Source organism: Novosphingobium sp. BL-S-19, assembly GCF_055521675.1.
The window spans coordinates 596,202-610,532 of sequence record NZ_CM145497.1 but is presented as its reverse complement, the minus strand read 5'-3'; the positions used below and the strand labels follow the sequence as shown (position 1 = coordinate 610,532).

16 protein-coding genes are annotated in these 14,331 nt (G+C 61.1%); 1 reads left to right on the top strand and 15 read right to left on the bottom strand.

Annotation, left to right across the window (positions count from 1 at the left end; translation table 11 throughout):
* Positions 1 to 47: 47 nt before the first annotated feature.
* From ACZ1JV_RS02680 to ACZ1JV_RS02670, 3 genes are all read right to left on the bottom strand, one after another.
* Complete coding sequence (locus ACZ1JV_RS02680; RefSeq protein ID WP_133085088.1) at positions 48 to 443, bottom strand: carboxymuconolactone decarboxylase family protein; 396 nt, start codon at positions 441 to 443, stop codon at positions 48 to 50.
* On the bottom strand, positions 440 to 1,264 hold the full coding sequence (locus tag ACZ1JV_RS02675; RefSeq protein ID WP_465149474.1) for an NAD(P)-dependent oxidoreductase: 825 nt from the start codon (positions 1,262 to 1,264) through the stop codon (positions 440 to 442). The genes ACZ1JV_RS02680 and ACZ1JV_RS02675 overlap by 4 nt, the downstream gene beginning before the upstream one ends.
* A gap of 149 nt (positions 1,265 to 1,413) precedes the next feature.
* On the bottom strand, positions 1,414 to 2,733 hold the full coding sequence (locus ACZ1JV_RS02670; protein ID WP_465149473.1) for an MFS transporter: 1,320 nt from the start codon (positions 2,731 to 2,733) through the stop codon (positions 1,414 to 1,416).
* Between the two features lie 146 nt (positions 2,734 to 2,879).
* On the opposite strand from ACZ1JV_RS02670, the gene ACZ1JV_RS02665 reads away from it, so the two are divergent.
* On the top strand, positions 2,880 to 3,152 hold the full coding sequence (locus ACZ1JV_RS02665) for a PRC-barrel domain-containing protein (protein ID WP_133085085.1): 273 nt from the start codon (positions 2,880 to 2,882) through the stop codon (positions 3,150 to 3,152).
* A 74-nt stretch (positions 3,153 to 3,226) separates the two neighbouring features.
* On the opposite strand, the gene ACZ1JV_RS02660 is transcribed toward ACZ1JV_RS02665, so the two are convergent.
* The 12 genes from ACZ1JV_RS02660 to ACZ1JV_RS02605 form a co-directional block, all read right to left on the bottom strand.
* A complete protein-coding gene (locus tag ACZ1JV_RS02660) occupies positions 3,227 to 3,757 on the bottom strand; it encodes a VOC family protein (RefSeq protein ID WP_465149472.1) in 531 nt (176 codons plus the stop codon).
* On the bottom strand, positions 3,757 to 5,022 hold the full coding sequence (locus tag ACZ1JV_RS02655; protein ID WP_465138665.1) for a hypothetical protein: 1,266 nt from the start codon (positions 5,020 to 5,022) through the stop codon (positions 3,757 to 3,759). Before ACZ1JV_RS02655 ends, ACZ1JV_RS02660 begins: the two co-directional genes overlap by 1 nt.
* Complete coding sequence (locus ACZ1JV_RS02650) at positions 5,019 to 5,795, bottom strand: SDR family NAD(P)-dependent oxidoreductase (protein ID WP_465138666.1); 777 nt, start codon at positions 5,793 to 5,795, stop codon at positions 5,019 to 5,021. The genes ACZ1JV_RS02655 and ACZ1JV_RS02650 overlap by 4 nt, the downstream gene beginning before the upstream one ends.
* Before the next feature lie 22 nt (positions 5,796 to 5,817).
* A complete protein-coding gene (locus tag ACZ1JV_RS02645; protein ID WP_465149471.1) occupies positions 5,818 to 6,900 on the bottom strand; it encodes a sulfotransferase family protein in 1,083 nt (360 codons plus the stop codon).
* Between the two features lie 181 nt (positions 6,901 to 7,081).
* Complete coding sequence (locus ACZ1JV_RS02640) at positions 7,082 to 8,209, bottom strand: phosphotransferase family protein (protein ID WP_465149470.1); 1,128 nt, start codon at positions 8,207 to 8,209, stop codon at positions 7,082 to 7,084.
* A 2-nt stretch (positions 8,210 to 8,211) separates the two neighbouring features.
* A complete protein-coding gene (locus ACZ1JV_RS02635) occupies positions 8,212 to 9,294 on the bottom strand; it encodes a TIGR03857 family LLM class F420-dependent oxidoreductase (RefSeq protein WP_465149469.1) in 1,083 nt (360 codons plus the stop codon).
* Positions 9,295 to 9,356: 62 nt separating this feature from the next.
* Positions 9,357 to 9,812, bottom strand: a complete 456-nt coding sequence (locus ACZ1JV_RS02630) for a nuclear transport factor 2 family protein (RefSeq protein ID WP_465138670.1) — start codon at positions 9,810 to 9,812, stop codon at positions 9,357 to 9,359.
* Positions 9,813 to 9,824: 12 nt separating this feature from the next.
* The gene (locus tag ACZ1JV_RS02625) at positions 9,825 to 11,018 is read right to left on the bottom strand and encodes a DUF1214 domain-containing protein (RefSeq protein ID WP_465149468.1); all 1,194 of its coding nucleotides are present in this window, start codon (positions 11,016 to 11,018) and stop codon (positions 9,825 to 9,827) included.
* A gap of 109 nt (positions 11,019 to 11,127) precedes the next feature.
* Complete coding sequence (locus tag ACZ1JV_RS02620; protein ID WP_465138672.1) at positions 11,128 to 11,892, bottom strand: tyrosine-protein phosphatase; 765 nt, start codon at positions 11,890 to 11,892, stop codon at positions 11,128 to 11,130.
* A gap of 4 nt (positions 11,893 to 11,896) precedes the next feature.
* Positions 11,897 to 12,409, bottom strand: a complete 513-nt coding sequence (locus ACZ1JV_RS02615) for a VOC family protein (RefSeq protein ID WP_465138673.1) — start codon at positions 12,407 to 12,409, stop codon at positions 11,897 to 11,899.
* A 63-nt stretch (positions 12,410 to 12,472) separates the two neighbouring features.
* Positions 12,473 to 13,258 carry an SDR family NAD(P)-dependent oxidoreductase gene (locus ACZ1JV_RS02610; protein WP_465149467.1) on the bottom strand — a complete coding sequence of 262 codons (786 nt, stop codon included), beginning with the start codon at positions 13,256 to 13,258 and terminating at the stop codon, positions 12,473 to 12,475.
* A gap of 119 nt (positions 13,259 to 13,377) precedes the next feature.
* The gene (locus ACZ1JV_RS02605; protein WP_465149466.1) at positions 13,378 to 14,247 is read right to left on the bottom strand and encodes a helix-turn-helix transcriptional regulator; all 870 of its coding nucleotides are present in this window, start codon (positions 14,245 to 14,247) and stop codon (positions 13,378 to 13,380) included.
* Between the last annotated feature and the right edge of the window lie 84 nt (positions 14,248 to 14,331).

Genomic DNA, 14,331 nt, shown 5'->3' with positions numbered 1-14,331 from the left:
GGCTCGTGCGAGCCGGGCCATTCCCGAAAACTTGAAATCTCTGTTCCCTATTGGGCCGCTTCGACGCGATCGCGGCGCCGAGCCTTGGCGGCCTCGATCCCCCTAAAGAGCGCCGTGGTATTGCCTGCGCCAGCATAGAACAGCGTGAAAAGGGGAATGAAATCGAGCTCTTCGTCAGTGAACTCCCCGTTGATCAAGGCGCCGTTCATCTGAATTTCCACGAGATCAGTGCGGCCGAGCATGGCTGTTGCACCGAGCACGAGCAGACGCTTCTCGCGCATCGACAGGACATCGCTTGCCCAAAGGTTGGCGAACTGATTACCGACGATCTCCTGGTTGAACGATGAGTTCCGGAATGGCAGTACCATGTCCGAGGAACCCGGCCCATAAACCTGATCAAAGGTTTCGAGACCCTTTTGCCACTGTGTTTCGTCGATACTCATGCCTTTTCTCCCAATACTGCTTCAAGGCCGACAACCGCCAAGTCGGTGCGGCGGGTCAGTTCGATAAGCGGAAGCGAAATCCCGTAGCTCTGCGCAAGGTCGATCGCGGCGTCGAGATCCTTCACCATCAGTGAGCGGGTATATTCGCGCACCGCCGCTTCGCTCTTGCTCGACGACGGGTCGTCGCGAATGGCCAGCATCAGCGGCCCCCCTACACTGTCGGAACTGGCCTCGATCACCTCGTTGAGCTGGCGGATGTCGACGCCGGCGTTGCGGCACAATATCGACGCTTCGTATCCTGCGCGAAGTCCCCCAAAGACAATGACGTTTCGTGCAATCTTTGCAGCCATGCCGGAACCTGGACCGCCCATATGGGCAACGTGCTTGGCAAAGCCGTCAAGCACCGGCCGAACCCGGTCAATCACTTGATCGCTGCCGCCCACCAGACAGACGAGCCCGTGTTCGCGCGATTTCGGGCCGCCGGTCACGCCGCAATCCACCAACTCCACTCCGGCTTGCTCCGTAAGCCTGCGGATGGCGTTCAAGTCCTCGATCGAGACGGTCGCCACGAGAACGACGGTCATGCCCGGACGCGCCCGCGCAAGCACTCCATCGGGGCCGGTGAGCACGCTGATCGTCTGCTTTGCATCGACGACAGCGATGACGATCACGTCGGCCTGCTCGGCAACAGCGGCAGGGGAGCTCTCTACCGCGGGCACGCCGTCCAGCGTATCGGATGCATCCCGCCGGATGTCGTAGACTGCCGCGAGTTGGTTAGATCGTGCCAGGCATACGGCAACGCCGGCACCGATCTGACCCAACCCGATGACTCCTGCTTGTCCCATTTTCTACCTCTCATGCGCGGCGCCTTGGCCACTTGATCGACATGTTTCAAATCGTGGCATAGCTGGGCCGTCGACGTCATCCTGACAGCTGCCCGTTGGCCGAAACGCGACAAATTTACAGCTTCTCACGATGCATTTGCTTCGGCGGGGAGATTTGTTGCGGCGCGCAAATATAGAAAGACCGCCAAAACCAGCACAAATGCTGTTGCCGCCATGCTGAACTGCAACCCGCCGGCCGCAGCCTGAAGGCAGGCTCGAGTCATCGAACCTCCCGCGGCGCCCACGCAATCGCTCGCGTAACCGGCCCCATAGCGCCAGGCGGCAAGGTGATCGCTGAGATAGCCCAGGAGCACCGACCCCAGTCCAAGCCCCGCCACGGTCTGGCCGAAGGAATGAAGTGCCGCTGCCGAAGCGCGCATCCTGGGTTCGACGAGGGATTGGGTTATTGTCATGATTGCGGGCGTGAAGGCATAAAGCAGGGCCGTCGCACCAAACAGGAAGCCCACGAGCCAGCGCCAGTCGTCCTGGTAGATAGCGAGCAGATAGAGTGGAAAGGCTAGAGCAACGGCCGCCGCCGGTGCCCAGCCTCCCCAACGCAGGTCGCGGCGAAGAAGGCTCGCGATGACATATCCGCCGCTTGCCTGTCCCACCATCGTGGCAAGGCTGAACGACAATGCAAAGACGAGCCCGGCTTGCGACAAGGACAATTCATATCGCCTTACAAGCAGCGGAATCAGGAAGAGATTGGTACCGAAGCCGACCATTCCTACAAATCCGCTCCCGGCGGTAAGGAAGAGGAAAGCGGGCGAACGGCCCAGCCTGCGCAGTACAGCGCCGAATTTTGGCGTATCGGCGCTCTTGCCGGCATCAATCCGAGCGGGCTCAGGGATCGTCGTTATCAGCATGCCCGCCAGAAGAATCCCGGGCAATCCAACGCAGACCAGGGCAAGGCGCCAGCCAAATGTCTGGGCGACCGCCCCTCCCGCAATTGCGGCAACCGCGCCGCCGATAGGGACCCCCAGCGCAATGAGCGAGAACACGACCGCCCTGCGGCTGGCCTCAAACCTGTCGGAAATCATGGAAACGAGGGCCGGCGTGAATCCTGCCTCTCCTACCCCTACTCCCATGCGGCAGATCAGGAGCTGAACGTAGCTCCCCGCCATGCCGGAAAGAGCCGTCATCAGCGACCAGATGACAGTGACGGCCGCGATGATCTTCACTCTGCTATACCGCTCGGCAAGACGGGCAAGTGGAATTCCGAGGACTGCGTAGAAGAGCGAGAACGCCAATCCTCCAAGCATTCCAAGCTGGAGATCGGTGAGCTTGAGATCGCGGCGGATCGCCTCGCCAACCACCGCGATAATGGTGCGATCGATGAAATTGAGCATGTAGATTCCGCCCAGAAGCAGCAGAAACCAACGGTCACGCATCGTGAAACTGGGCATAGGTTTGGCAGCTCTCCCTAGGCGGACTTTTTGCCTCGCATGAGACAAGTAGAACACTTTTTCTCTCAAGTGTATCATTTTTCACTTGATCGACGGCAAGACCTGCGCCACCACGCCGCCAACCTTGATTGGGGGGATCTTATTGCATGAAGAAGATAATCATCGCACTCATGGCACTTGGACTGTCCGTTCCTGCGCTTGCCGACGGAGCAGCGGTAAAACGGAACGACGCGGTCTATTCCGCGAACGGCACACGGATCGGCAAAGTTGAGCGGGTCCTGACGGATAGCGACGGCACCGCGACCGCTGTGCGCATCATCTTCCGCGGCAAGTTCATCACGATCCCTGTCGCCACGCTGACCGCCGGTGAAAAGGGCGTCACAACGAGCATGTCGACCGACGACATCAAGAAGCTCTAGGCGGATTTACCGGTCGGTCTCGCCGCGAGCCATGACTTTTTGAGGCGAACGGGCCGAGGCTCTTGCCAGCAGGTTCACGCAAGATCGGCGATGGCGCGAATGGGCCGGCTGATGCCGTCCCATTCGAGATGGGCTGCATGCATCCTCTGAAGCGATGCTTCCATGGCTCCCGACAGTTCCATCAATTCGATGAACCCCCCGTTGGCGGCCAGGGTATCGAACAATGCAAAGCGCTCACCCGAAGGCATCGTGCCGCTGAAAGCGATTTCATGACCTTCGGCCGAGAGCCGCTGAACGCCCTCCTCGTAGGGAATCCGCAGCATGACGTGATGGTAGCCCTCTCCGCTGCGATCCAGCATCTCGGTGAAGACGGATGGTCTCTCGTTCGTCTGCTGAAGAAGTTCGATCAGCAGGCCGCCGGAAAATCCGAAGGCGACCTTCAGTGCAACTTGCGTTGGCTCGCCTCGATAGATCTGGCCCGGTAACACCGGCACGTCGAAGACAAAAAAAGGTCCTGCCTTGATGCCCCTCGTCCAGTGGTCGAGCGCACGGTCCATGTCGCGTACGACCTGGCATAGTTCGAGAATCGAGCCATTGGGTTGCATCAGCCCTTACTCCACTTCGCTGCGGCGGTCCGCAGCCCGTGACTGCGGGCCCGGTCAACCAATTGCCTGCGCCGCAGCGCGATATCCGAGGGCGGCAGCCGTCCTTCACCATCCCCAAGCGTCGCAAGATCGACGACGCGCACGTCGCGGATGAATGCCGCAGGATCGCTTCCCTCCGGCACGCCTTGCCAGCGCAGCAATACCCAGCCTTCCCCAAGCCCTGCGGTGTCGATCCAGTTGGCGATACCGGCATCCACGCCGGCGAGGACATAAGTGATCGTGCCGTCGGCGGAGGGCGCAACCTGTGAGCCAGCAAGACTTACCGTGCGCAGCATTGGATCGGGCGATATTGTCCAGGGGTCGGCAACCTGGATACCCGTGTAACGGCTTCCTGCCGGATCAATGGTGATGAGCAGCCCCTCGCCGTCCCCGAGCGCGAAACGACCCCCTGCAAGATAACCCCAGCCACCATCCCGCCCCTGAGGTCCGACTAGCCGATTGGGCTGCGGATACCCGAGAAAGTCGTCCTTGAAGCGCGACCAGAATGTCACCCAGGCTGGCATGTCGGCAACGATGGCGCGGGCGATATCCTCCTCGCTGCGTGGCATCGATGCATGCAATTGGTCGAGACGACTGACCCTGACTTCGGCGGGTACCTGTTCCCAGCCGCATTGACTGTCGCGCGTGTAGACCTGGATGCGCGCACCACTCTCGGTTTTCAGATGGGCCGGCCCGCCGTCCCCAGGGCCCACCGTGACCGTCACGCGCCGACTTGAATCGCAGAGCGGCAACAGGTCTTGAAGAGTGAGCGCACCGAGATTTCGACCGAGGCCGGCATGGTGTTCGGGCTCGACCTCCGCAACGATGCTGAATTGGGGCGGATCGGCGGAGAAGCGGATTTGAACCGCGTACCCGCCATCGCCGTCGATCGGAATCTCGCGATTGATATTATCCGGATTATCGATCGCGACGGCGGCGCCGGGAAATATGTGACCGAACCAATCCCGAGGGGCATTGCTGATATTCCACACGACCTTGGGATCGGCGGGATCGCCGTTGGCTTCCCGCATAGCAAGGCCGAGGACCCATTGATCCAGCGCACGATCGAGGCCAATTCGTCCATCGAGCGTCTTTGATAGCGGATCGCCAAGCAGAATCTGCCGTGCGCTTTCGCGCGCAGCGCGAACGTCAGGCCGTTCGATGAGGCGCAGGGCCAGCCGCTCGGCTGAAGCCTGATCTTCCGTCCATAGCGGATTGACCGTCATGATATCGTTCCCACCCTACCGCCTTCAGCGAAGATCGTGCTTCCCGTAGTGTAGCTGGAGGCATCGCTAGCAAGCAGGATGGCCGCCCCGACAGCTTCGTCCGCGGCACCGAAGCGCTTGATGGCGTTCCGCTCTGCCAGCCCCAGACCCTTGTGGATTTCCGCTTCCTGCCCATCGGGGCTCATGGAACCGACGCACAGACAGTTCACGCGCGTGTGCGGGGCCTGCGACTTGGCGAGTTCCCGCACCAGAAAGTGGAGCGCTGCTTTCGATACTCCATAGGCGACAGCCGGCGGGATGGGCGTGAAACCGCCGCAGCTTTGCACCGAGATAATACTACCCTTCCCATGTGCCTTCATGTCGGCTTCGGTCAGTTCAGCCAGCCACCAGGTCGCCATGACGTTGACGTCGAATGCGGTGCGCCACACTTCGTCGGTGTTCGCCCAAAGCCCGCCATCGGTGGCATATACGACCCCGGCTGCAGCATTGTTGAAGATGATGTGGATCGGACCGAAGGCTTCGCGTGCGCAGGCCACGAGCCGCTCAAGATCACTCCTTTTCCCGGCGTCCGCTACAATGGCGGCAGCGCGGCCGCCGCCGGCCGCATTGATCTCTCCTGCCAGCCGTTCGAGACGATCCCCCGAACGGGCGGAGATCACCACATTCGCCCCCAGTTCGGCGTAAGCCCGCGCAACATGTTCCCCCACTCCCGGACCAACGCCGGTCAGGATTGCAGTGCGCCCGTCAAGGCGGAAACGGTCGAGAATGCCCATGGTCTCGTTCCCCAGGTCAGGCCTATGAATGGTCGAAAAGATGGCCGTAGCGCGTGTAGTATCCGGCAAGGCGCGCGTGTACCTCGGCCGGATCAATCCCGAACTGCTCCGGACTGTGCCGATGCCTCCCCAACCGGTTCGCTGCAGGATTCTCGGCAAGAAAGCGGGCGATGCGATCGCGGTGCTGCACCGAAAATGGCAGATCGAACCGGCTGTAGATGTGTTCGATTGCAGCCATTGGATCGCTGACGACATCGCGGTGAGCAAGGTCAAGGATGCGCCCTTCCAACGCCGGATCGCCCGTCCGCGCCTCTGTCGCGCGCGCCATCGCCGCACACCAGGTGTCGACGACCGATCGCCCGATTGCCGCCAGGTCGTTCGCGCCGCCCACAGCAGCAAGGAAACCTGCAATCATGCTCGAGAGCGAGGAGAAGGTGAGAACCGGATCGCGGTGGGTCCAGACCAGCATCGCGCCGGGATAGGCCTGCAGCAGGCCCGGCAGGTCCATCAGATGCTGCGGCGACTTCAGCGTCCACCGTCCCTTCGGACCTTTCCACTGGAATTGCTGCAGCATTCTCCGGTGCGTGCGATATTGCCCCTCGGGCACGGTTTCCTGCAGCCAGCGCGCAAAATCGGGAACACCGAGTTCGGCCGGAAAATTGGTGCTGGCGAAATGCAGCATCATCCCGTGATTGCATTCACCGGGCTGGGTACAATCCATGCGTTGGATATCGGCCAGTTGCGGGGCATGCTTAAGCCAATTCTCGTAGATCGCCTGGACCTGGCCGATACGCGGATCACTCTCGAAACTTGCTTCTTCGGGAGCGGGCCAGGGAATATACCATTCCCACTCGCGCGGCGCCCTCGCGGACGGATCGAGACAGAGCAGATCGTAGGTGATCGTTGTCCCCGTGCGCGGCAGACCGCAGACTATGAGAGGGTCGCCGAGATTCTGCTGCGTAATCTCCGGGTGGCGTTTCTCATCCTCGATGTAGCGCAGCCGGGTCGCCAGCAGGCCGACAATCTTCTCGCTTGCTGTCTGGCGCAGTTGCGCTGGCGGATCCATCGTCTCGACCGCTTCGACCAGACGGTGAAAGCCGGCCATGAACGAAAGGTCGCTTCCGAAATCCGTAAGGCCCGTAAGACCGCGGGCGCGCGCGATCAGGGTTTGCGGTTCCAAAACCGCCGGTTCACAAGAGCCCGCGTTCATGCAGGCCGCTTTTCACGGTGCTGCGCCATTGCCGTACTTCTCCCAGGTGCCGCGAGCCGGTATGGAATCCGGCCGCTCAGGCCTTGTCTTCGACCGGTGTCAGGTTCTTCATGAAAGCAACGAAATCCGGACCCAATTCCGGGATTGGCAAACCCAGACGTTCCGCGAGGTAGAGCGTCATGAAGTTGTCGTTCAGCGACTTGTTGGTCTCAGGGATATTGCCGATTCCAACCTGGCGGTCGAACGCGCCGATCGCCACCAGCGCCATGCGCAGTGCGACGACGATATCGTAGTATCCAAGGTTTCTCGCCGTCTGCCCGGTAGTCTCCTCCCAGATCGCGATCGTTTCTTGCTTGCTGGGCAGCCCTTCAAGCCGGGTAATGCCGAACCGGCGACCGAACAGATCGTCGAAGTAAAGCCACCAAGCGAGGTCGAGCTCGGCCGGTCCCAACGCCGCCAGTTCCCAATCGATCAGCGCGTTGACGCGGCCATCGGGCGCAAACATGACGTTGGACGGTGTGGGATCGCCCCATAGAACATTGACGGCCGCATCTTGCGGCATGTTGCCGCGCACATAAGCCATCGCCGTATCGACAATGGGCATTGGCCGCCCGCGTCCTGCAGCCTTGTGCCACGCTTCCAATGCACCAACGTATTGATCGAGGCCCGGCTCACCGTTTTCAGGTTGAGCCAGGAACTCGAACCCGTCGCGCCAGTTGATACTCGCCAGACTGGCGAAGGCCGAAATGGCATTGGTGAAGGCCGTGCGCCTTTGCTCCGGAGCCATCTCGACCAGCCAGCCTTCAAGATTGTAGTTCGGCGTCTGCTTGGCGCATTCACCGGCGACTTTGCCCATCACAAGGAAAGGCAGGCCGAGAATCTCGGGATCGAGGTGCATCCCGATCCATGGCGGGACGGGGACATCTCCGCGTGCATCGAGCGCGGCCATCATCTTCCCCTGAAGGGCCAGACTGCTGCCGAAGACGACTTCCAGGTCCATCGGTTGGCGGCGCACCACAAGTGTCTGCGCCTGGGGGCCTGCCTCGTCGACATAGTCGACCTCCACGAAGAAGATGTCGGCAGAGAAGCCCGCCCCCAATGTCACATCGAGGGGGCGAACATGGATCTGGCGCCATTGCGGTTTCTGCCCGGCCAGCCAATCCTGCAACTGGACGGTAATGCGATCGGGGGTCAGCACATCCATGATCACAGTCCCTTTGCAGCCAATGCGCGCTTCAGTTCGCTCGTGAGAGGACCCATGTCCTTGGGGGAGGAGCCGTGCAGTAGGATTTCGTCGGCGCCAGCATCAAGGAACGACATCAGCTGATCGGCGCACTGCGCTGCCGTTCCCACAGCAGCCCCCTCGTCCAGCCACTGCTGGGGAATGAGGCGGCTAACATCGACGAGCTCCTGACGGGTATAGGCCTGGTCGGCGGGCTTTCCATTAAGCCCTGCAATCTTGGGGTGGGCGCGAATGTCGCCGAGCACCTGCTTGTCCCAACCATTGATATCGACGATCAGGTCTCCAAAACCGGGGAGTTCGAAATAGGTGATCGCGCGCCCGCCGACCACGGCCTCTTCCTCGTCCTTAGGCAGGTCGGGAGCGACAATGATATTATGGTAGATGCGCACCGACATCGGGTCGCGCCCTGCCTTTTCCGCGGCCTCGCGGACGATCCTGGTGCTGTTCTTCACGCCCTGCGCCGAAACGAAGGGATGAAGCAGCACGCCGTCGCAGTGCTCACCTGCAAATTCGAGGCTTTTAGGCCCGATCGCCGTGAAAATGATCGGCGGGGGCGTTCCTCCGTGGCGATCGGTCAGGTTGATGGCCGGAAACTTGCCAAGTATGCCGTCGTAATCGACCTTTTCGCCGGCCCAGAGCCGGCGACAGATCGTGATCAGATCGGCAAGCCGCTCCATAGTGATGGGAGGGGATCCGAGCATCTTCATATAGGCCGGTACAGCGCGGGCGAACATGAGGCGGAACCGTTCCCCGCTCATCGCCTGCATCATGTCCGCCACGCTTGCAGTCACCAGCGGATGGCGCATCGTCGCATACATGGTTCCCGTTATGCGGATCTTCGATGTGGCCTCAGCCACAGCGCCTGCGAGCACAGCCGGTTCCTTGAGCGCATAGCGTTCGGAGATCCACACGCACCCCAGGCCGATCCGCTCGGCTTCCCGGGCTTCTTCGATGCCGCGCCGTGGGTCGTTGACACGCCCCGGCAGAATATACGTGCCGAACCTGTCGAAAAGCGCCTGTGCTCCCGGTTCCACCGCCAGCGTCATTGAAATCCTCTCAGTTCGTTATGCGCCGCAGGTTTGCGTCCGCGACGTCCATTGGCAACCTGTCAAAAGACAGGCTCGGGATGAACCTCGACATAAAGACGTGTCAGCTTGAGCGAGGCGATCTTCCATGACCCGGCCTGGCGGACATAACGCTCGGTGTAATGACCAAACCCGGTGATGGATTGCGCGCCGGGAATTGGGCTCTTGCCCGGCGCCCAGACGACGCGGTCCTGCATAGCAGTCACGACGCTCGCCTCATCCCCTTTGAGATCGATCTCCGAGGAATGAACCTGATGGGCCGACCGGGCATCCGCCACTGCAAACCGCACCTGGTCGAGTATCGCCTCATGGCCGGTGATCGGCGCGTGTCCGGTATCCTCCTGTACGTCCATCACCGCGTCACTGGTGAAAAGGTCGATGAACCCCTCCCAGTCCTTGGTATCGAGCATGCGGCAGTAGCGCGCCTTGACGTTGCGGATCGCTTCGTAATCGAGCAGCATCGAGAGTGCATCGTTCATCGCGTCCGTCCTTCACCAGATGATGCGGGTATGCGCTCGCAGCGCCCGCTCGCGGATTGCCTCGGCGCGTTCGTGCGGTGCCACCAAAACGGTGCCTGCCGGCAAATACTGGCGGACCTCGTTCAACTTCACCTTCTTCATGCTGGGGGTTGGACGCTCGTCAGTGTTGAACCACCGTCCCTGCACCGCTCCGCTGGAATAGCCCGAGGTATCGAGCCAGTTGTGCACGCCCGGGTCTCGCGCGGAGATAACGGCCCGAAAGACGCCGTCGACGTCGACCACGGCCTGCGCAGCATTGAGGCTGGACTGATTGTGATACCAGTCAGTCGTTTCGTAGAGCTCGTTGGTCAGGATCAAGGACCAGTACCCGACCTCCTTCGGGATCCGCACTTCGGTTATGAGGGCCTCGTCCTCGGCGAGTTCGTAAGCGCCTTCGTAGTACGACTGCCGAGCAAGACCCGTCATCTGCGAGAAATCAGCCACTTTCAGAGTGTTGATCAGCCCTTCGTCCCGCAGCTTCTGGACCTTATCGGGAAATGCCATCGCACATACCGCCGCCGTCACGGGAATCTCGGCGAACCGGTGCGCGAGCTGGGCGAGGCTTGGTCTTCCCTTGGCGGCATGTTCGGCATCCAGGCGGACGATGCCGAAGCGAGGCTCGCGCTCACAACCCCAGTCGCAAGCCACGATCCTCACCATCAGCTTTTCGGTCTCGGGCTTGAGCTCCCACCAATCGCCGTCGTAATCGGCGGGACGCTGCGGCGAGAGAATGACGTCGAAGCCGCCGTCAGACGCAATCTTCAGCTCATCGAAGTCATTCGCGTCCTGTGCGGGATGATGCTTCCCCGTGCGGAGCGTGTCGGGGCCGAGCTGAGCCAGGATCATCATTCGCGTGGTGCCGCGATCACCCCGAATGCGGTAGGAACCACCTTTCTCGATCAGCGCTGCCTTGTAAATGGTGTCTGCGTTGGGCTGGAAGATGTTCTGACAGATATTGAGTTCGGGGACGAAGATCGGATGACTACGATCGTGCATGATCGCATCGTTCGCGGTCCTGAGCACTCCGGAGAGCAAGAGCCGCATCGATTCCTGCATGACATGCGGATCGCTGCGGAGACGCTCGGGAATGCGATCGCGCATCTGCTGACCCAGCGGACGAAGCTGGTCGACAAGGTCTTCCCATTCGAATACGCCGTTATCGCTCATATCGCTCTCCACCTTTCTGCGACCGATCCATGCTGCACCTTGGGTCGCTCCGCTTCCCGGCATCATCGTCAAGGCCGCGATTGTCGTCATGCCCGCACGAACCTCGCGCCTAGTCGGTGACGAGCAGCGCGCGCAGCGCCGCGCGCTGTTCGTCATCGATTCCGGCAGCGGCAAAATAACCGTCGACGCCGCCCCACCGGCTCTCCATCTCGTCAAAGGCGCGCGCGAGGAAACTGTCCTGAACTCCGATGAGCACTGCGACCATTTCGGCGGGCGGCACGAAGCCGAACGTCTTTTCAAGGTCACGCTTGAGATGATCCGACATGCGCAGATTTTCCCCGAAGACATCGGACTTGCGGTAATCTTCGGCAATCACCGCTCGCGGAACGCCCAGCAGTTCCAAGAGTAGTCCCACGACGACCCCGGTCCGGTCCTTGCCGGCCGTACAATGAACCAGCATCGGTGTTTCGCGGGAAAGAAGTGCCTCAACCATTGTCGGCAAATGACGCAGGAAAGCCTGAGGCATCAGGCCATAGTTATGCGCCATTACTTCCGACGCGCGCGAGGCACTCGGCTCCTGCCCGAGCGATGCCCACATATCCTCCCCGTGCGCGCGCAGGTCGGTATTCATGTCGAGATTGAGAAGCCTGCAATCCGGTCCGCACCAATCGTGGGGTGCCGATTGGCGTTCAATGTCCGAGCGCAGATCCGCAACGCTGCGAAAACCAAGCCTCACCAGTTCTTCGCGGTGATCTTCCAAGAAACTGGCCGGCCCCTCGGACCGGAAAAGAATGCCGTGCCGAACCCTTCGGCCGTCTGAGGTAGGCGTTCCGCCGATATCGCGAAAGTTCAGGCGGGATAGCGCGAGGGTCATCGTCTCAGCCCTCCACCGGAGGGAAGCTCGGGATCAGCGTTCGCATTTGTGCAAGCAATTCTGGAGACATCCAGACATGTTCAACGAAATGCCCGAGCGTTGGGCGCTCGTCGGTATAGATATAGCGCAGCATGTCTCCGACCGCGCCTTCGAACACCACCGGGTGGCGATCCTGATCGATCGAGCCCAGATGCGCTTCCCAATTCGCCATTGGCCCGCCGATCCGGGTCGCGATATGATGGAAGCGGATAGCAAGCTCATCCCCTTGCGGCAGGAAATCCCTGAACAGCGGCGCAGTGTCGCCCACTGGCTCGATCAGTTCGATTTCGACGCCCCCCACGACCGCAATGGCGATCTTGAGCACCGGCTTGCCTGTGGGATCTTCCCCTGGCTGGATGTTGCACATCTCGAAGAAGCCGGGCGTACCGTATTCCTGCTTGAGCCTCGCCATGGCGGCGGGCAGGTCATTGGTGACGTAGGCGACCTGACTGTGCAGGCTGTTTGGCCGGGCGAACATGCAATCCTCCTGATGTTAGGCTCCAGACTGGCGGCGAAATGCCCTCTCGCACCTGCCGTCCGGTCAGTTAGCCGACATCTTCCCGCCATCGACGACGAGCGTGTCACCGGTGTGGTATGCTGCCATGTCGCTCGCCAGATAGACCACGGCGCCTTCCAGGTCGGCCGGGGTTCCAGCCCTTCCGATCGGCGCTTTGGATGCGACGATATCGGCGATCCTTCGGCCGATCTCCGGGTCCGCGAACGTCATTTCCGTTTCGATGAAGCCGGGCGCTATGACATTGCAGCGCACACCGAAGTGGCCCAGTTCCGCTGCCAGCGCCTTGGCAAGCGCGTTGAGCGCCCCCTTCGCAATGCCGTAGTGCGCCATTGTCGGCACACCCTGGAAGATCGAGCCGCTTCCGCAAATGATCAGGGAGCCCCCGGGGTCACCGGCCTCGGCGCGAGCCTGCATGTGGCGTGCGCCTTCGCGCAGCGTGAAGACAGCGCCGTCGAGATTGATGTCGATGAGCTGGCGATACCGTGTGACGTCCATCTGGGTGAAAGGCACCTGGGTTGCGACACCTGCATTGGCGACGAGCGTGTCGATCCGCCCCATGGCTTCGAGGGCGCGTGAGAATCCGGAAACGATGGCCGGCTCGCTGGCAACATCCACACTGTCCGCAAAGACCCGGACACCGTAGGCGCGCAGGGCCGCAGCCGCCTCCTCGTTCTTGTCTTGCCGGCGTCCCCAGATCACGATGTCGCTGCCTGCACGGGCAAGCCCCCGCGCGAAGCCGAAGCCAAGGCCGGAATTTGCCCCTGTGACCAGTGCCACTTTGCCGCTGAGGTCGAACAGGTTCTCCGGCACGCTCTATCTCCCAGTGACCGCTTTGAAGTCTGGCCCGCTCGGCGAAAGATTGCCCGTTGCGGCCTTCACATCAACAATCGGAACTTTCGTAGCCCTGCCAAAGCCATCGCCAAACGGCCTTAGTGCATCAGACCATCCCGGAACTGCCGCGGGGTCACTCCGGTCGCCTTGCGAAATGCGGCGGAGAACGCCGCGGGACTATCGAAACCGCATTCCCACGCGATGACCTTGATAGCCAACTCGGTCTGGCTGAGCCGCTCCTTGGCTCTGAAGATTTTGCGCTCGGTGACGTAGCTGGTGAGCGTTTCGCCCGTGGCAGCTCGGAACGATCGGAAGAAGTGACGCGTGGAAAGACCGCAATCTTTTGCCATTTCGGCAATTGAGGGCGGCTTTCCGGGCATTTCGATCCGCTCGTTAATTCGCTCCATTTGACGGCGCGAGAGTGCGCTGCGCGCGCTTCGATCCCCCGAATTCAGCCGCAAATACCGCTGCAACTCTATAGCCGCCTCGAGCCACATTGCCTGCACCAGCAATTCGCTGCAAAACCCGGGCTGTGCAATTTCGCCCGCAATACGCCTCAGAGCTGCGCGCACCGCCGCGCTGCGAACATCGAGCAATGCCAAACCCACATCGGCTGTTGGACGGCGCGCGTCCGCGAGATCGAAACCGGCTCCGTCAAATCCGCAACAGATGGATTTCTGTTCACCGTCACCCCAGCGCGTATGCAACCTGCTTCCCTCAGGAACGAAGATAATTTCGCCCAGCGCTCCCTCCCCGCCGCTTTCAAAGCCGCCACGCGGACGGCCTGGCCGCGGCGACAAGGCAAGATCCAGAAACCCGCGATGCGAAGTGAAGATGCCTTCCTGCCGCCCGAAAAAACGGTAGCGATGGAGTTCCATCACCACGCCAGGAAGTTCGATGCGTCCTTCGATCCTGCACTCCATCTCCGGAGTGGCTGGCAGGTCGTAGATTTGTGAAACAGTGTCCATCAAACTCTCCCAGGCGCCCTTTCCCGAAATCCGCCGCGCACGGCGATTGGCGTTATGAAGCAGGATTTGGCAGAGCTGCGATGC